Annotated in this window: 21 protein-coding genes; 7 read left to right on the forward strand and 14 right to left on the reverse strand. The window is 44.6% G+C overall.

Annotation, left to right across the window (positions count from 1 at the left end; translation table 11 throughout):
• Positions 1-5: 5 nt before the first annotated feature.
• From QY309_02475 to QY309_02515, 9 genes are all read right to left on the reverse strand, one after another.
• Positions 6-578, reverse strand: a complete 573-nt coding sequence (locus tag QY309_02475; GenBank protein WKZ60351.1) for an AraC family transcriptional regulator — start codon at positions 576-578, stop codon at positions 6-8.
• Between the two features lie 6 nt (positions 579-584).
• Positions 585-944 carry a DUF4260 domain-containing protein gene (locus QY309_02480; protein WKZ60352.1) on the reverse strand — a complete coding sequence of 120 codons (360 nt, stop codon included), beginning with the start codon at positions 942-944 and terminating at the stop codon, positions 585-587.
• A 1-nt stretch (position 945) separates the two neighbouring features.
• Positions 946-1350: a hypothetical protein gene (locus QY309_02485; GenBank protein ID WKZ60353.1), complete on the reverse strand. Its 405-nt coding sequence runs from the start codon at positions 1348-1350 to the stop codon at positions 946-948.
• 61 nt (positions 1351-1411) lie between these two features.
• On the reverse strand, positions 1412-3307 hold the full coding sequence (asnB, locus tag QY309_02490; GenBank protein ID WKZ60354.1) for an asparagine synthase (glutamine-hydrolyzing): 1896 nt from the start codon (positions 3305-3307) through the stop codon (positions 1412-1414).
• A 9-nt stretch (positions 3308-3316) separates the two neighbouring features.
• A complete protein-coding gene (locus tag QY309_02495) occupies positions 3317-3667 on the reverse strand; it encodes a DUF5615 family PIN-like protein (protein WKZ60355.1) in 351 nt (116 codons plus the stop codon).
• The gene (locus QY309_02500) at positions 3664-3912 is read right to left on the reverse strand and encodes a DUF433 domain-containing protein (protein WKZ60356.1); all 249 of its coding nucleotides are present in this window, start codon (positions 3910-3912) and stop codon (positions 3664-3666) included. Before QY309_02500 ends, QY309_02495 begins: the two co-directional genes overlap by 4 nt.
• A 44-nt stretch (positions 3913-3956) precedes the next feature.
• Entirely contained in the window at positions 3957-4535 is a 579-nt protein-coding gene (locus QY309_02505) for a hypothetical protein (protein ID WKZ60357.1), read from the reverse strand.
• Between the two features lie 14 nt (positions 4536-4549).
• The gene (locus tag QY309_02510) at positions 4550-5293 is read right to left on the reverse strand and encodes a DUF1080 domain-containing protein (protein WKZ60358.1); all 744 of its coding nucleotides are present in this window, start codon (positions 5291-5293) and stop codon (positions 4550-4552) included.
• 30 nt (positions 5294-5323) lie between these two features.
• The gene (locus QY309_02515) at positions 5324-6031 is read right to left on the reverse strand and encodes a DUF1080 domain-containing protein (GenBank protein ID WKZ60359.1); all 708 of its coding nucleotides are present in this window, start codon (positions 6029-6031) and stop codon (positions 5324-5326) included.
• A 119-nt stretch (positions 6032-6150) separates the two neighbouring features.
• On the opposite strand from QY309_02515, the gene QY309_02520 reads away from it, so the two are divergent.
• The gene (locus tag QY309_02520; GenBank protein ID WKZ60360.1) at positions 6151-6957 is read left to right on the forward strand and encodes an outer membrane beta-barrel protein; all 807 of its coding nucleotides are present in this window, start codon (positions 6151-6153) and stop codon (positions 6955-6957) included.
• Positions 6958-7128: 171 nt separating this feature from the next.
• Here QY309_02520 and QY309_02525 read toward each other — a convergent pair whose 3' ends face one another.
• Both QY309_02525 and QY309_02530 read right to left on the reverse strand, forming a co-directional pair.
• Positions 7129-8112, reverse strand: a complete 984-nt coding sequence (locus QY309_02525; GenBank protein WKZ60361.1) for an FAD-linked oxidase C-terminal domain-containing protein — start codon at positions 8110-8112, stop codon at positions 7129-7131.
• On the reverse strand, positions 8030-8545 hold the full coding sequence (locus tag QY309_02530) for an FAD-binding oxidoreductase (GenBank protein WKZ60362.1): 516 nt from the start codon (positions 8543-8545) through the stop codon (positions 8030-8032). The genes QY309_02525 and QY309_02530 overlap by 83 nt, the downstream gene beginning before the upstream one ends.
• Positions 8546-8588: 43 nt before the next feature.
• On the opposite strand from QY309_02530, the gene QY309_02535 reads away from it, so the two are divergent.
• From QY309_02535 to QY309_02545, 3 genes are all read left to right on the forward strand, one after another.
• The gene (locus tag QY309_02535) at positions 8589-9086 is read left to right on the forward strand and encodes a C40 family peptidase (protein ID WKZ60363.1); all 498 of its coding nucleotides are present in this window, start codon (positions 8589-8591) and stop codon (positions 9084-9086) included.
• 54 nt (positions 9087-9140) lie between these two features.
• A complete protein-coding gene (locus QY309_02540) occupies positions 9141-10121 on the forward strand; it encodes a N(4)-(beta-N-acetylglucosaminyl)-L-asparaginase (GenBank protein WKZ60364.1) in 981 nt (326 codons plus the stop codon).
• 66 nt (positions 10122-10187) lie between these two features.
• Positions 10188-10919 (forward strand): copper homeostasis protein CutC, encoded by a 732-nt coding sequence (locus tag QY309_02545; GenBank protein WKZ60365.1) that lies wholly within the window; start codon positions 10188-10190, stop codon positions 10917-10919.
• 182 nt (positions 10920-11101) lie between these two features.
• Here QY309_02545 and QY309_02550 read toward each other — a convergent pair whose 3' ends face one another.
• Genes QY309_02550 through QY309_02560 form a run of 3 tightly spaced genes read right to left on the reverse strand, consistent with a single transcriptional unit; the run spans position 11102 to position 13980 of the window.
• The gene (locus QY309_02550; GenBank protein WKZ60366.1) at positions 11102-13060 is read right to left on the reverse strand and encodes an outer membrane beta-barrel family protein; all 1959 of its coding nucleotides are present in this window, start codon (positions 13058-13060) and stop codon (positions 11102-11104) included.
• Complete coding sequence (locus tag QY309_02555; protein ID WKZ60367.1) at positions 13029-13838, reverse strand: carboxypeptidase-like regulatory domain-containing protein; 810 nt, start codon at positions 13836-13838, stop codon at positions 13029-13031. Before QY309_02555 ends, QY309_02550 begins: the two co-directional genes overlap by 32 nt.
• Positions 13822-13980, reverse strand: a complete 159-nt coding sequence (locus QY309_02560) for a hypothetical protein (GenBank protein WKZ60368.1) — start codon at positions 13978-13980, stop codon at positions 13822-13824. Before QY309_02560 ends, QY309_02555 begins: the two co-directional genes overlap by 17 nt.
• Before the next feature lie 298 nt (positions 13981-14278).
• Here QY309_02560 and QY309_02565 point away from each other — a divergent pair, with 298 nt between their 5' ends.
• The 3 genes from QY309_02565 to QY309_02575 are packed head-to-tail and all read left to right on the forward strand — an operon-like array spanning position 14279 to position 16036.
• The gene (locus QY309_02565; protein ID WKZ60369.1) at positions 14279-14893 is read left to right on the forward strand and encodes a histidine kinase; all 615 of its coding nucleotides are present in this window, start codon (positions 14279-14281) and stop codon (positions 14891-14893) included.
• Positions 14853-15320 carry a histidine kinase gene (locus QY309_02570; GenBank protein ID WKZ61673.1) on the forward strand — a complete coding sequence of 156 codons (468 nt, stop codon included), beginning with the start codon at positions 14853-14855 and terminating at the stop codon, positions 15318-15320. Before QY309_02565 ends, QY309_02570 begins: the two co-directional genes overlap by 41 nt.
• Complete coding sequence (locus QY309_02575; GenBank protein WKZ60370.1) at positions 15317-16036, forward strand: LytTR family DNA-binding domain-containing protein; 720 nt, start codon at positions 15317-15319, stop codon at positions 16034-16036. Before QY309_02570 ends, QY309_02575 begins: the two co-directional genes overlap by 4 nt.
• The last annotated feature ends 67 nt before the right edge of the window (positions 16037-16103 follow it).

Genomic DNA, 16103 nt, shown 5'->3' on the forward strand with positions numbered 1-16103 from the left:
AAGCATCATGTAATATTATCCAATGCTTTTCTAGAGTCGCCAATTATCCTTGACTTTTTTAAATCGGTAGGCGTTAGTCCGGTAACCTTTTTGAATTGAGCCGACAAATGCGCCACGCTGCTGTAACCCAACCGGTCGGCAATCTGACTTAAGTTAAGTTCATCATAGAATAATAATTCTTTGGCCCGTTCAATTTTTTGCCGGATGATGTATTGTTCAATGGTGATGCCTTCTACGGAAGAGAACAGGTTGCTCAGGTAATTGTATTCGTAATGTAGTTCTTCTGCGAGTATGTCTGACCAGTTGTGTTTACGATCCACGCGATCGCTGTGATGAACCAGTGTAATGATTTTGTTTTTGATACCCTCAATGATCCTGGCTTTCCGGTCGTCAATACGTTCGAAGCCAAGTGCTGAAAGTTCCTGATCAAGCGCATGCAAGTCGTTCTCTGTTGGGTTTGATTTCAACACTACTTCGCCCAACGAAATTTTTTCAGGTTGGAGATTCAACTTGTTCAGCGCTTGCTCCACGGCCATTACGCAGCGGTTGCAAACCATATTTTTGATGTACAGAGTCATGGGTGTTTAATTTGCGGGCTTTCCAATCCAACCCAAATGTGTGTTTTTGAAGTTATCGGAGTATTTTAATCCGTATCCCATAATACGATCAAATGAACTGTGTCCAAATAACACCACGCCTGCAAGGGTAAGTTCATGGATCACGAGGAAATAACCAGCCAGGTAACAGGCAATGGCTACACCTTTGTGGTGAAACACATTGTAAGCAACGGCACCCACGCGTGTGTTGACCAAGTAACCCAACATGCTGATGTCGGGTGCAAGGAAGAATGCCCAGAAGACCCATCCTTCGAAAGGTAAATAGGAGTTTAAATAAATGGCCAGTCCGAACATGGCGAGCTCTTCGATGCGTAACAGGTTTTTCATATTAGTTTTCGTTTCTTTTATAATAGTCGGGTAGGTCGTTGTCGGTTGTAGACGAGTTCAACAGATAGGTAATGGCTTCTTCGCGTGTAGCGAATGTCTTGAAATTCTTTTGGAAAAAGATGCTGTATCCCATCAGGATAATGCGTTGGGTCGTGTTCAATCCCACGAAGGCCATCTTATCAATGAGGTGAATGACAGGTTGCGTTACGGATTTGGCATGTTGTACAAATCGGGGAGTGATGTAGTTTTTGTTGTGAAGGGCCAATACCAGTACGCGTTCGTTTTTAGCCATTCCTTTTTCAGCGGCTTCCGAGATCAAGGCGATCATCCCGTCTTCGTTTGCTCCGGAATAATCAATTTCCAAAATGGTTTTATCGCTTTCCTGAATTGTACGCACCCCGCCCATAGTGTTAAAGATTACTTCAGGGCAAGATTACTTAATTTTTATGAATCAATGTATCCCTGACTTACTGCCTGATGTGCTTATCCCACCACCGTTGAAACACCATCAGTCCCCAGATTCGGGCGTGTACATCTCCGGGGTTGGAAGAAAATAACTTCCGCTTCAGCAAATCAATTTCCGGGTAATGAAAGATGCCTTGCTCTTCAATCCGCTTTTTGGACAGGAGATCATCTGTAATAACAGATTTCATTTCTTTCCTAAACCACTTGAGTAGCGGAACTTCAAATCCCTTCTTCGGGCGTTTATAAAGTTGTGCTGGTAAGAAGTCGCGATAGGCCTCCTGAAGAATGCGTTTGCGGATTGCAGCGTTTATTTTGTAATCATCCGGCAAACTAAAAATAAAATTCACCAATTCGAAATCAAGGAAGGGTGTTCGCACCTCCAGGCTGTTGGCCATGCTCATCAGGTCAACCTTGGTGAGCATATCGTTTGGTAAGACCAAAGAAGTGTCTGTAAGTAAAATATCATTCAGCGATTCCTTTTCGGGAATGGTTTGAAGGATATTATTTCTTCTGGGGTAGAATTCACTCAGCCAGCGGTTAATGCGCAGGTCGGGGTGAAGCATATTCATGGCTTCATCTTTAGTGGCCAAGCTGGCCCAACGCCAATACCGTTCCTTGCTATCGAGTTTCATCCCCTCAGCAAAGCGCGCCAATTGCCGGGCCTTGTTTGCAAACGGACTATTTCGGGATTTCGGCATGGCTTTCCACAGCGGGTGCAGTGCATTGGCAAATTTTTCTTTCCAACCCGGATGCAGTATCCGGTAATGTGCCGCATGTTTGTTATAACCGCCCAGCAATTCATCTGCCCCATCGCCCGAAAGGGCTACCGTAGCGTGCTTGCGGGTTTCTTTACTCAATATATATACGTTTATCGCTGAGGAGTCGGCAAAGGGTTCATCGATATAATCCAGTATGTGGTTGAGGTGTTCGTATAAATCGTTGTTGGTAAGTGAAAAAACCGTGTGCTCGGTTTGAAAGTGTTTGGCTACCAAACGTGCATAATGAGTTTCATCAAAAAACTTTTCGTCTTTAAAACCAATGGAAAAGGTGTGCAGATCAGGCTTGTGTTTTTTTGCCAGTCCGGTGATTACGGAAGAGTCAATACCGCCACTCAGAAAACAGCCAAGCGGAACATCCGATACAAGCCTGCGTTGTACAGAAGCTTCCAACAGATTTTTAAATTTCTCTTTTGCAGATTCGTAACTGATGCGGAGATCGACCGAGTACGGAATGGTGTAATAACTGTTAATTGATAATTGCCTATTGTTAATTGCCAGATAGTGTCCCGGAAGGAGTTTTTTAACGGATTTAAAAATGGTGTCAGGTGCTGGAATATAATTGAGTTGCAGATACGTGTAGAGCGAATTGTAGTCAATGGTTTTATCAATGCCGTATTGTACCAACGATTTCATTTCTGAAGCAAAAATGAATTTGTCTTCATCGTGCAGGTAGAGGAGGGGTTTTACACCGTAGCGATCACGTGCCAACAGAAAGGATTGCTCCTGTTTGTCGTAAAAGCAAAAGGCAAAAAATCCATTAAGTTTGTTTAGTGCGTTTTCTTTTTCCCGGATCAGCAGATGAAGCAAAACTTCCGTATCCGAAGTTGATCGAAAGCTCACGCCCTGTGCTTCCAGTTGCGATCGCAGTTCCCTGAAATTGAAAATCTCACCGTTAAAGACAATTGCATAACGTCCGGTTTCATCCCACATGGGTTGATGCGCGATGGCGCTGGTGTCGATGATGGAAAGCCTGCGATGCCCTAATCCGACAAACTGATCGTGATAAATATCCTGAAAATCCGGACCGCGCTTAGCCAACGCCATAGTGGCATTGGTAAGATGAATCATATTCATTTTGCCAACGAGGTTAAACGCAAAGATTCCGGTAATGCCGCACATATCGATGATTCAAATAGTAATGATGTCGGTGTTGGACAATTCAACGAAATCTCCTTGTTTAAAGGCGATCAGAATTGTCTTTAAATTTTTATTGAAAAGTTCTAATAGTTGTTTGTTTTTGATGTTACCAGTTGTTACCAAAAGTAATCTCCTTGGCTTTTGAATACTCATATGACTATGGTAAAAGTCAAAATCTTTGGTAACTACAATTCGATCCTGTTCATCAGCAATATCCCTGATTTCCTTATCAGTGGATTTGTCTTTATTGGTTAACGCAAGTACATGAATGCAATCGCACTGATGTTGCTGAAAAACCTGGCTTAGTCCTGGGGGAAGTTGTGCATCAATAATAAACTTCATGCCGATGCACGGTGGTAACTTTTTACCTTAGTCAATTTGGAAGCGTAAGCCAGACAGGCAAGAATATCATCCTCTTCAAGGGAAGGGTAATCTTCTAAAATTTCCTGATGAGTCATTCCTGAGGATAGCAAATCCAGAATTACCTCAACCGGATAACGCATTCCCCTGATTACGGGTTTACCATGACAAATTTCAGGATTTATCGTTATGCGCTTAAGCAAAGGACTTTCGGAAACCGCTTTCATAAGTATAAAAATAACAAAAGCTTAGCAGATTAGAGTTCCGGCATTCATATCCTTCTTTTAACAAGCAAAATAGCCGATAATTTCATGCCCAGCATCATGCATACCCATGCCAGCAAAACCACAAATTCCCAATACTGCCCGCCCACATTGACAAGTTTTCCTTGAACGCGTGGCAGGTAGCTCATAAAAAATATGAACCACACATAGTAGAGGTAAATGGTTTGGGCAATCTTATAGCGCCCGACTGTTATCTTTCCCATTTGCGCGTACCCTTTAATGAATGGCATGGCGAAGATCAGGGCATAAGCCAGAAAGCCACCAGCCAGTCGGATGGGAATAAGTTCATTGCCCGACAGATAGACATACGTGATCAATTCAACCAGGTGAATGCCATGGGCCAAAGCAAAAATTAAAAATGGTCGGGGAGAGAGTAACCGCTCAAGCGTGATTTCATGTTGGGGCAGCAACAGAAACATGATGCTAAAAATCAACAACGACACACGACCCGAATAGCGCGTGACAGCCTGAAGTGCTTCCAGCGATTGACCGTACAGATAAAAAGCAAATGCAGCCACCAGGCATTCGAGAAGAATAACACTGATGACTGCATTTCTAAATGTCATTTGTCGTTTTAGTATTACAAGATGCGTATCATAATGTTACGAAACCACACTTTGTCGCCATGATCTTGTAAAGAGATATGTCCCTTGGTTGCTTTTCCGAAAGCGGGCATGTCTTTGAATTTGCTTCCGGCTACCATGGCATCCCACTCAGGTGTGTGCATGGTGAAGTTTACCACGTTGGTACCGTTCAGCCAGAATTCATAATTGCCTTGGTTGGAAACGATTCGCACCTGATTCCATTCACCGGCAGGCTTTACCGTTTCAGTGGAGCATGAAATTAAATCATAGAGATCACCCGCGCGGTGCTTAATAATTTTCGCATCCGGATGGCAGTCATTATCCAATACCTGCATCTCCGGACCAGTCTGCCACACGTATTGATATTGTTCGTCTTCCACTACATTGAACATGATGCCACTATTACCACACGAATCAATTTTCCACTCCAGCATCAATTCAAAATTTTCGTATGCTTCGTTTGTGATAATATCACCACCACCATCGGCAACCGTGTTATCAAAATGTAAGGCGTTGTCGTCAACCTTCCAGGCGGTACCGATCTGGTCGCTCTTGAAGTTTCGCCAACCCGTTGTGGTTTGTCCATCAAACAACAGTTTCCAGCCTTCGGCTTGTTGTTGTTCCGTGAGGGTGTTGTGTGTCATGGGTGTTTCTTCGGGTTGTGTTTCCTCTGTGGTTTGTTGCTTGGGCTGACAGGCAGCGAGCAAAGCGATACAAATAATAGTGAGCAATTGTTTCATAATATAGACTTGTTAAAAGTAACAGGATTATTATTCGGGAGCTACGATGGTAATGTTTCGGAACCACACTTCATTGCCGTGATCCTGCAACGCAATGTGTCCTTTTTCAATGGTGCCATAAGCCGGGAAGTCTTTCCACTTGCTGGCATCTCTTCGGGCAATCCAATCGGGTGAATTTAATTCGTAGGCCACTACACGTGTGCCGTTGAGCCAGTGCTCCACGTTATTTTCTTGTACAATAATTTTCCCTTCATTCCATTCACCAACCGGTTTCAGGATTTTGTTTTCTGGTACGTGCATGGCGTAGTTGCCAGCTGTTTTATTTTCTTCAGCCAATGTTCCCGGATAGCCAACATCATCAATTAATTGATATTCCGGCCCTGTAGCATAGGATAGTTCATAGTCTTCGCTTACGCGGAACATCACCCCGCTGTTGCTTTGCGAAGCAAGTTTGAATTCAAACGTGAGTTCGAAATTCCGGTACTGCGCTTCTGTAATCAGGTCGGAGCGAAAGTTTTCTGCTGTATCAGAAAACGGTTTGCAATGCAGTGTTCCGTCAACTACTTCCCACGAATTGTTTGGCAGGTTGCGGAACGATCGCCAGCCTGTTAACGATTGGCCATCGAATAAACTGATTTGGTTTTCATCGTTTGTTGATACTTCTTTTTTATCTGCCTGACAGGCAAATAGCAGTGTAATTAAAATGGAGTAACCAACGAGAAGGAGTCCTTTTTTCATGCGCAATTCCGGCCTTTAATGCTCAAAATAAGGCAATCTGGGGTATTTTCTTACATGATGGCTACCTTTTTTAGGCTAACTGTTATATAGGGCGAAATTCTATTTTTAACGGAAACCATATGAAACGCTACACGCACGTATTTTTAGCTATCACATTTTTGTTGCCGGTACTGGCAATGGGACAAGTTCACTTCGGTGCAACAACCGGTCTGAATGCCACCTTTGTGCTTGACAAGGGATTAAAGGAAGATCCACGCTACAACTCAACCTACACCTACCAGTGGTCACCGGTGGGTTTTAATTTTGGTGTAGATATCGGTCGTAAGTTCGGACTTCAGTTAGAGTCTATTCTGTCTAATCAAGGTCAGATTTATGAAGTGGTTAACGCAGCCAAGGAAGTTTCGGGTAAGCGCAACATTGATCTGCAATATTTGAATATCCCTATGTTATTAAAGTTTATGAATGGTGGGGATGGCAAGGCGAGAACCAATTTTAATTTCGGTCCCCAGTTGGGTTTACTGACAAAAGCAAAGGAGACCATCAATTTTGAAGCGGGTACGTATTCCTTTCCTGATGATGAGAATTTTGTATTGCCAGACGGTGCAGAGGATAACCAGGATGGAACGTATACTATTGCACAATCGTATTCACAGGAATTCACTAAAGCGAAAAACGATTTCCGTGACATGGAATTTCAAATCGCGATGGCGTTTGGGGTGGATATTGATTTATCAAAACACTTGTATTTGTCCACACAGGTTCGTGCCAACTACAGCTTAACCGATATGCGCAATGGCGATGTGATTGATGCCATTAAAGCCGGAAATGGCGAAAGTATTTTTGGATCGCGTGCCAACCTGTTAGTGGGTATTCAGTTTGGTTTGCATTACAGTTTAGGCGTAACGCGCTCTTTCAAAGGAAAATAAAAGATCCTTTTCGTTTACAGGTAAAGAAAAGCCTCGCATTGTGCGGGGCTTTTTTGTTATTGACTTGTGGAAGCTTCGCGAAACTTTGCGTCTCCGCGTCTTAGCGGTAATATTTTTTATTTGTACCGCAGAGGCGCCAAGACGCTAAGGGTTTGCAAATGAGTATTTACCTTAAAAAATCTTTCCCGGATTCAGAATGTTATGCGGATCGAACACCTTTTTAATGCCGCGCATCAGTTCCAGGTTGGTTTCCTTCATTGCAATGGGCATGTACGGTCGCTTGGCAATGCCGATGCCGTGCTCACCAGAGAGTGTTCCACCCAGGCTTACCGTCAGTTTAAAAATTTCACCGATGCCTTCCGGTATTTTCGTTTCCCAATCGTGATCGCTGATGTTTTCTTTCAGAATGTTTACGTGCAGGTTGCCATCACCCAAATGCCCAAAGCACACGGTATTGAATCCGTATTGTTTGCCGATCGCTTTTATTCCGGAAATAAGTTTCGGCAAATTACTGCGTGGTACCACCACATCATCCGATTTGGTGAGCGTATACCAGTTCACAGCAGGAGAAATATTCTTGCGCACTTTCCATAACTCTGCTTTCTGTGCAGCGCTTTCTGCAAACAGCACTTCACCCGATTGAAATTTCTCTACCACGTTCATCACACGCTCTGCATCGCGCATCAGTACTTCTTCATCGTTGCCATCCAGTTCGCATAACAAATAAGCGTCCATGTTCTCGGGTAGTTGTGTGGTCACCGGGCTGCCCAAAACTTTATCGCAATATGCAAATGTTTTGATGCCGGCTTCACGTTCAAAAAATTCCATACCCGAAGGCTGAATACCTGCTGTGAAAATGGCGGCTATGGCGCGACATGCTTCCTCGTTGGTTACGAATGGAATGAGCATGAGCACATTCTTTTGTGGATAACCGCGAAGCTTGAAAACTATTTTGGTGATGATGCCCAATGTGCCTTCGCTGCCGCACATCAATTGCGTGAGGTTGTAGCCTGTAGAGTTCTTCAATACGTTCGCTCCCGTCCAGATGATTTCACCGGTTGGCAACACTACTTCAAGATTCAAAACATAATCGCGGGTAACGCCATACTTTACTGCTTTTGGCCCACCAGAATTTTGAGAAAGATTTCCACCCAAAAAAGCATGAGCCGCTGCTGGCTGGATCGGGCGGGTAGAACAATCCTTTTTCTTTTACTGCGTTTTGAAAAACTTCGGTTATCACGCCAGGCTCGACTGTAGCCTGAAGATTGAGTTCATCGATCTGAAGAATTTTGTTGAAGCGCTCCATCGACAGCACCACACCATGGTGAGTAGGCAGTGCCGCACCGGCCAAGCCGGTTCCTGCACCGCGCGGTGTTACAGGCACACGGTGTTCATGGCAAAGCTGCATAATACGACTGATTTCCTCCGGTGTTCCCGGCTTCAGTACAACAGCAGGCAGAAAATGATAGTCTTCTGTCTTGTCGTGGGCATAGTCGCTGCGCTTTTCTTCGTCCAGAATAACGTTTTCCTTGCCGATTATGGCCTCAAATTCGCTTAGGATATCAACACTCACTTCAGGAAATGCCATGGCTTTCGTATATTTGATCACTGATTTTTTAAACGTTAGGAGGATGCTATTTTTTTACCGCAAAGGTAAGCAACCTTTTCAGTTACTTTTTCTTCTGGCCGTTCTGTTTTTTGTCTCGTGCGCCTCTCATAAAAAGGCGCGTGTTCGCGAAGAGAAAGTCGACAAGGTTATACAAACCGCCCGTACCTTTACGGGAACGCCCTACCGCTATGGTGGTACAACACGTGCCGGTATGGATTGTTCAGCCCTTACCATTCATTCGTTCCGTACATTAAATATGAGCTTACCCCGTAGTGCAGAGGATCAAAGTAAGGTGGGTAAAGAGGTGAAATTGAAGGAACTTCAACCTGGTGACCTGGTATTTTTTGCAACTGGAAAGAAGAGGCGAAAAATTACCCATGTCGGACTCGTTACCGAGCGTAAGGGCAAGGACCTCGTAAAATTTATTCACGCCTCGGTTAGTCTTGGGGTAGTGGAGGATAATATTTACTCCGATTATTACTACAAACGTTTCCGCTTTGCGAAGCGGGTAATTGATTGAAGGTACACACAGGTGTAAAGTTTTGCTAACTTACACATCGGATATACCTCTATCATGAAGCGATCAACACAACATACCCGCAGAAATTTCATCAAACTCTCCGCACTCACCACCGGAGTTTTTTCTATCGGAAAATTTTCAGCTTTTGCTTCACCTAAAATGGAAAAACCCATTGTGGTTTCTACCTGGCGAAACCCCGATGCCAATGCGGCTGCGTGGAAGGTATTGCAGGCAAAGGGTTATGCATTGGATGCGGTGGAACAAGGCGCGCATGTTCCCGAAGCCAATCCGAAGGATACTTCTGTGGGGTATGGTGGTTTGCCCGATCGGGAAGGGTTGGTAACACTGGATGCGAGCATCATGGATGAGAAAAGCAACTGTGGTTCAGTAGCCTTTGTGCAAGGGTATAAACATCCCATTTCCATTGCGCGTGCGGTGATGGAAAAAACGCCACATGTCATGTTGGCTGGAAAAGGAGCGGAGCAGTTCGCAGCGGCACAAGGATTTAAGAAAGAGAATTTACTGACCAAAGAGTCAGAAAAGGCATGGAAGGAGTGGTTGAAAAAATCGGAATACAAACCGTACCACAATCCCGGTCAACATGATACGATTGGTATCTTGGCACTTGATGCAAACGGAAAACTCTGTGGCGCGTGTACTACTAGTGGCATGGCATTTAAAATGCACGGTCGTGTGGGCGACTCACCGATTATTGGAGCTGGCTTGTATGTGGATGGTGAAGTAGGTGCAGCAACAGCCACCGGAGTAGGCGAGGAGATGATTCGCATTGCGGGCAGTCATACCATTGTTGAGTTAATGCGACAAGGTCGCTCGCCACAGGAAGCTTGCGAAGAAGCCATAAAGCGATTAATCAGTAAACGCGGAGAAGAAAAGGCAAAGGAATTGAGTGTGGCCTTTTTGGCGCTAAGTGTTACCGGTGAAGTGGGTGCGTATTCTACCAACAATGTGTTTGAGTACACACAAACCACGCAGCAGGAACAGGTGGTAATAAAATCAGGAAGCTATTTCAAATAGACGATAGTCTATGGTCGATAGCATATCAGTTATTTTGAAAAGAAGAATCTACAGTCTTGATTACCAATGCCAATAACAACAGAGATAGTAGTATTTAATATTGAGTCGGCTATGAATGCGCAAAGGGGAGGAGCCGACCGCATCGAGTTGTGCGATAACCCGGCTGAAGGCGGAACAACGCCTTCGTTTGGTGTAATGGAAATTGTGCGCCAGGCAGTAAGTATGGATGTGTATGCCATGATCCGTCCGCGGGGCGGTGATTTTGTGTACACGGCTTATGAGTACCATGCCATGAAACGCGACATTGAAATGTGCAAGCGCGCCAGTCTGGATGGGGTAGTGTTGGGTATATTGAAACCAGATGGAACACTGGACAAAGACCGGTGCAAAAAATTAATTGATGCCGCCCGACCGATGAAAGTTACCTGTCATCGGGCGTTTGATGTAACACGAGATCCGTTCGAAGCGCTTGAAGCTTGCATTGAAGTAGGGTTTGATCGGATTCTAACCTCTGGTCAGGCGCAAACTGCACCGGAAGGTTTAAACTTGATAAAAGCGTTGGTTGAAAAAGCAGGCAATCGTATTTCCATCATGCCTGGCTCAGGTATTCATGAAGGAAATGCCAAACAGATAATCGACAGTACAGGAGCGAAGGAAATTCATTTTTCTGCAAAGGAGTTTCATCCGTCAGACTACAATAGCTCAATCCGCTTTACGGATTCGCTGCCTGAACAAATGGGGAAATTTGTCACCGACCCTGAGAAGGTGAGGGAGGTGGTGGAGACGCTTAAAAGATAAGTTCGTCATTGCGCTTGCCTGCTGCAGGCAGGAACAGAGGGGAGATGTGAGGTGTAGTGAAGCCTGTCTGTCGAACAGGCAGGCAATCTCATAATTTGTGTTTAGTTCTCACAACATAGTATGAGATTGCTTCGTCACTCCTCCCTCATTCCATCACTGTTCCTCGCAATGACGGTTAAGGTTTACTGTCTTGTCGCTTTGATCGGCATGGTGCGGAACGTACCGATGTTCATGGAACCCGTCATTTCGTTTTCGATGATTACAGCTGTGCAGTCGATCACTACTTCATTGCCACCAAAGTTCACGGTGTAGGCAAATTTAATGGTATTGCCTTCAACGCTAACTTTTGAAAGTTGTACTTCCTGTGGCATGCGATCGCTCTTGATGGAACCACCATAGGTTTCACCATCTTTTACGATGGTAAGTTTTCCTCCCGATGAACCGGGCTGGCCACCTTCAATCGCATACATCCATGTGCCGGCTGCTTCATACACCGTGTCTGTTGGAGCGGTAACGGTTGGTTGTACCGGGGCAGTCTGCGGACGAGCTTGTGGCATCGCACCACGTTGTGCTCCGCCACCCATTTGAGGGCCTTCGTTCATGCCACCACCCATATCCATACCACCACCATCTTTCAGGTCGTCATTGTTGATGGAGCGTCTGCCGCGCCTTGGGCGTTGCTGATCAAAACTCATTTTACCGATGCGGTAACTGAAGTTGATCTTGAAGTTCATGTTGTACATTTCGTTGTACCCGCTTTGATTAATCGTGGGCGAAACAAGTTCGTTTCTGATTTTCATGGATGGAGCAAAGAAATTCTCTGCACCAAAACCAATGCTGCCCTTTTTGTTTTTAAAGTTCTTGTTGATGGCTAAGCTGTAAATGCCAAACCCGCCTTGTGTACCCTGCAACTGAACCTGACGACCTCGATAGAAGCTGAAGAACTGAAGCGCCCAATCGTTTTTAAGTTGGTAGTTACCGAACAGACGACCACTGATAACCCAACCTTCATTGGAAGCTGTGAATTCAGGATTAGCGTCATTATTTGTTAAGGTCAGGTAATAGAGGTCACCACCACCATTAACCGTCAGTTTACCGGCAATAATGTTCACGAAGAAATTCAATCCATAGGCATTTTCCTGACCGATGTTTTTAAAGGTTGTGCGGATCGTGTCACCACTTACTTCACGTATGCGCTGGATACCATTGTTGGTGTTGCGCATAAAACCGGAGAGGTTTATAGACGTTCCTTTAATTGCGGTGCTGTAGGAAAGTTCATAATTATTCGTCAATTCCGGATCAAGTTGCGGATTACCTACTGAAATATTCAACGGGTTTGCAGCCTGAATATTCGGATTTAAAAACTGAATAGAAGGTCTTTGAATTCTGCGGTTGTATGCAGCTTTGATGGTATTGTTGTTCTTTAATCTCTTCGATACGTTAAGGCTGGGAACCAATGTTCCATAAGAAGGAATTTCAATATTGGATTCCGTTTGTGTGAAAGCCTCAATGGTGGTGTATTCGTAACGCGCACCTGCCTTGAAACCAATCGCGTTGGATGTGTTTAACGTGTAGGATAAATATCCTGCACTTACATTTTGATTGTAATTCAGGTTATTGGTTAACGAAGCGCTCTGTTGTAACTCATATGAGCCATCTCCTTCAGGATCACGAAACGAAGTGAAGTTGCTGAACACCTCACGCATAATCGACTTACCACCGAATTCAATCATTTGGTTGTTATTGATTGGGGCAATGTAATCCATCTGTACCGTGATTTCTTCGTTGTAACTGTCGTTCAGGTTTTTGATGCCGCTGGGTGAAGCAGCACCATCAATTTCGCGAATCAGGTTTTCAAAATCATTGTTCCGGTTATTACGGCTATACATACCCAACACACTGAATTCCTGTTGCGGTTTTTCAAATGTCTTGATATAACTGAGGTTGAAATCGAAGCTCTGAGAATTGTCGAGTGTTTTTACATCCCGTAAGCTGCTGCCATCAAATACTGCATTTTCAAAAGCTTGGGTAAATAATCCGTCCTGATAATTTTTTCCGTTACGTGCACCTACACGGAATGATCCGGTTAACGAATTGTATTTATTAATGTCATAATCCAGACCTAGCGGTGTAATTTCCAAACAGGTTTTGACTACGGGTGTCAGCTTGTTGCGTATTCAACCTGTCAGGATTAACGCCTTCAGGATCTTTGGTTAATTGTTCATTTAAAAACGATCCCTTTATATTATAGTTAGCACGGCCCCATCCACCCAATGAAATGCCAAGTTTACCTCTGCGGTAATTGCCATTCAGTCCCAGATTTGATCCACGAATACCCGCACTGCTGTTGATGTTCAGCGTAGCACCTTCGAGTGTATTCTTTTTAGTAATGATGTTGATGATACCCCCGGTACCTTCGGCATCATATTTCGCTGAAGGGGAGGTGATCACTTCTACGGTTTTAATTTGTTCAGCAGGAATTTGCTTCAAGGCATCGGCCACACTGCTGGCCATAATGGTAGAGGGTTTGTTGTTGATGAGTACCAAAATATTCTGGCTACCACGCAGTGAAACGTTTCCGTCAAAATCTACCGAAAGCATCGGAACACGCTTCAATACATCGGTGGCATCACCGCCACGGGTGGTAGCATCGTTCTCTGCGTTATAAATGGTACGATCAACGCGTTCTTCAATAGTAGAACGCTGTCCTTCTACCACCACTTCGCTCAGCACTTTAGCTTCTGAATTGATCGCAATGTCAAGATCGAGCTGATCTTTCTTGTCGCTGATTTCTACCTCAACGGTTTTGGTTTCGAAACCCACAAATGAGATAACCAACTTATAATTGCCAGTCGCAATTTTGTTCAGGGTAAACTTTCCCTTCATGTCGGCTACAGCACCATCAATTGGTCTTGCCATCGGCTGTTACCAGGGCGATGGTGGCAAATTCCACCACTTCTTTGGAGGCCGCATCGATAATGGTACCAGTAATTTTGCCTTTCCCATCCTGGGCAACTGCATACGTGGAGAGAAGGAGAAATAATACAATTAGCTTTTTCATGTAGTGTTAAAAGTTCGAAGTTTGGTGGGTAGCCGCTCGACTGCCCACGGATTAAACTGCAAAACAAGAAGAATGTTTCCGGGGTAACGGTGGCTATTAGACACAACCCCATATTCATTCGACATTTCCGTGGAATATCCGACAGAGTAGGAATGGACTGCGAAAGCCGAACTTATCGACTCGTTGGGCCCAACGGTAGAATAATTGGGATGAAGGGTATAACTTGATAAAAATTGCCAGCACTTTTACCCGACCTTAACGTTTCAAAGGGGCTATAGCCGTTAAAAAGACTTCATCGATGCAATCGTATTTTCAGCGTAACCGCATATTTCTGCTGCACCTGCTTTTCTGGTGTGTGTACCTGTCGTTTAATATTTATTCTGCAAGCTTTTACTCACAAGTAAGGGGTTACGACTGGAGCCGGGGGTTGATGTTTACCGGCATTCAGTTCGCGTTCACGTTTGTCATCGCTTATCTAAACTACTTTCTCTTTTTGCCCCGGTTTCTGGATCACAAAAAAGTATGGCGTTACCTGCTCGAATTCGTGGTTCCGTTTGCCCTGCTCGTTGCCCTTCGTGTTTATGTGCAACGCGTATTGATGGATGATTCTCCCCGGGCAGATTTCTTCACCTCTCATATGTACATCATCCAGGTGGCGGCCATTGCGTTGTTCATCACCATATTTGTGAGCATGCTACGCTTTGCTGCCGAATGGTTTGAACTGGAAGCAAAGAAGAAAGAGGTTGAAAATGAAAAGCTGACCGCTGAACTTAATTTTTTGAAGGCACAAATCAACCCGCACTTTTTGTTCAATACCTTGAATAACCCTGTATTACCTCGCGTATTCAAAATCCGACAATACTACCGAGGTAATCTCCAAGCTTTCGCAGATGATGCGCTACATGATCTATGAATCGAATCATGAGCGTGTGCAGTTGAATAAAGAAATCGAATACATGCAGAACTACATCAGCCTGGAAAAACTGCGCCTGAACAATGAAGTGCCCATTAATTTCACCATTGAAGGTCAGACGGAAAACGTCTGGATAGCCCCGCTCATCTTCATCACCTTTCTGGAGAATGCATTCAAGCACGGAGTTACCAACAAGCAATCGGGTGCGTGGGTAAACCTGGCCATTAAGATGAACGGAAAACAATGCACCTATACCGTAGAAAACAGTAAATTGCCTGCATCAACCGATTCGAAGGAAGGGAAGTCGGGGATTGGGTTGCGCAACGTACAGCGCAGGCTTGAGTTGAGCTACCCGGATCAATACCGACTGAAAACCGAAGACAAACCGGATCGGTATAGCGTACAACTGGATATTACACTTTCGTGATTGCTTCTTGTGTGATTGTTGATGACGAGCCACTGGCTCGCAACCTGATGACGGACTACGTGAGGAAGGTCCCTTCCCTTCACCTGGTGGCGGCTTGTGCCAACGCCATGGATGCCATGGAGGTGTTACGTAAACAGCCGGTTGATATTTTATTTCTGGATATCCAGATGCCGGAGATCACCGGCATTACGTTTTTAAAAGTTTTGCAGAAAAGACCACTGGTCATTTTTACAACGGCATACTCCGAGTATGCATTGGAAGGTTACGAACTGGATGTAGTGGATTACCTGTTAAAGCCCATTACACTCGACCGTTTTTTAAAAGCGGTTGATAAAGCGTTGTTGCGTTTACAAACCCCACCGGCTACTGTGGCAGTCACCACCTCTGAACAAAAGCCCGATTTTGTTTTTGTGAAAGACGGAACACGCATGGTAAAGATCCTGTTGGATGATATTCTGTATGTGGAGGGCATGAAAGATTACGTGACCATCCACACACGCGAAAAAAAGATTACATCCCTTCAGCGCATGAAAGCCCTGGAGGAACAACTGCCTTCCGATAAATTCATCCGCATACATCACTCATATATAATAGCGCTCAAGGCCATTGATGTGGTGCACAAAAATGAAGTACAGATTGGCCAGGCCCTCTTGCCAGTAAGCGACAGTTACAAAAAGGCCTTCCGGGAGTTTATTGAGAAAAATCAGATGCAATAAAAAAAGCCTGACAGAATCAGGCTTAAATTGGAGCATATCGGACTTGCCTGCTGCAGGCAGGGTCGAA

This window comes from Cyclobacteriaceae bacterium, assembly GCA_030584025.1.
Taxonomy (GTDB): domain Bacteria; phylum Bacteroidota; class Bacteroidia; order Cytophagales; family Cyclobacteriaceae; genus UBA2336.

Excerpts from the sequence above, each read along its gene's own strand:
- QY309_02510 (WKZ60358.1), bottom strand. The coding sequence starts at position 5,293 with ATGAAACAATTGCTCACTATTATTTGTATCGCTTTGCTCGCTGCCTGT.
- QY309_02485 (WKZ60353.1), bottom strand. The coding sequence starts at position 1,350 with ATGGGCGGGGTGCGTACAATTCAGGAAAGCGATAAAACCATTTTGGAA.
- QY309_02565 (WKZ60369.1), top strand. The coding sequence starts at position 14,279 with ATGCAATCGTATTTTCAGCGTAACCGCATATTTCTGCTGCACCTGCTT.
- QY309_02500 (WKZ60356.1), bottom strand. The coding sequence starts at position 3,912 with ATGAAAGCGGTTTCCGAAAGTCCTTTGCTTAAGCGCATAACGATAAAT.
- QY309_02505 (WKZ60357.1), bottom strand. The coding sequence starts at position 4,535 with ATGACATTTAGAAATGCAGTCATCAGTGTTATTCTTCTCGAATGCCTG.
- QY309_02540 (WKZ60364.1), top strand. The coding sequence starts at position 9,141 with ATGAAGCGATCAACACAACATACCCGCAGAAATTTCATCAAACTCTCC.
- QY309_02560 (WKZ60368.1), bottom strand. The coding sequence starts at position 13,980 with ATGAAAAAGCTAATTGTATTATTTCTCCTTCTCTCCACGTATGCAGTT.
- QY309_02555 (WKZ60367.1), bottom strand. The coding sequence starts at position 13,838 with ATGGCAAGACCAATTGATGGTGCTGTAGCCGACATGAAGGGAAAGTTT.
- QY309_02475 (WKZ60351.1), bottom strand. The coding sequence starts at position 578 with ATGACTCTGTACATCAAAAATATGGTTTGCAACCGCTGCGTAATGGCC.
- QY309_02545 (WKZ60365.1), top strand. The coding sequence starts at position 10,188 with ATGCCAATAACAACAGAGATAGTAGTATTTAATATTGAGTCGGCTATG.
- QY309_02480 (WKZ60352.1), bottom strand. The coding sequence starts at position 944 with ATGAAAAACCTGTTACGCATCGAAGAGCTCGCCATGTTCGGACTGGCC.
- QY309_02520 (WKZ60360.1), top strand. The coding sequence starts at position 6,151 with ATGAAACGCTACACGCACGTATTTTTAGCTATCACATTTTTGTTGCCG.
- QY309_02535 (WKZ60363.1), top strand. The coding sequence starts at position 8,589 with ATGCTATTTTTTTACCGCAAAGGTAAGCAACCTTTTCAGTTACTTTTT.
- QY309_02515 (WKZ60359.1), bottom strand. The coding sequence starts at position 6,031 with ATGAAAAAAGGACTCCTTCTCGTTGGTTACTCCATTTTAATTACACTG.
- QY309_02530 (WKZ60362.1), bottom strand. The coding sequence starts at position 8,545 with ATGGCATTTCCTGAAGTGAGTGTTGATATCCTAAGCGAATTTGAGGCC.
- QY309_02495 (WKZ60355.1), bottom strand. The coding sequence starts at position 3,667 with ATGAAGTTTATTATTGATGCACAACTTCCCCCAGGACTAAGCCAGGTT.
- asnB (WKZ60354.1), bottom strand. The coding sequence starts at position 3,307 with ATGTGCGGCATTACCGGAATCTTTGCGTTTAACCTCGTTGGCAAAATG.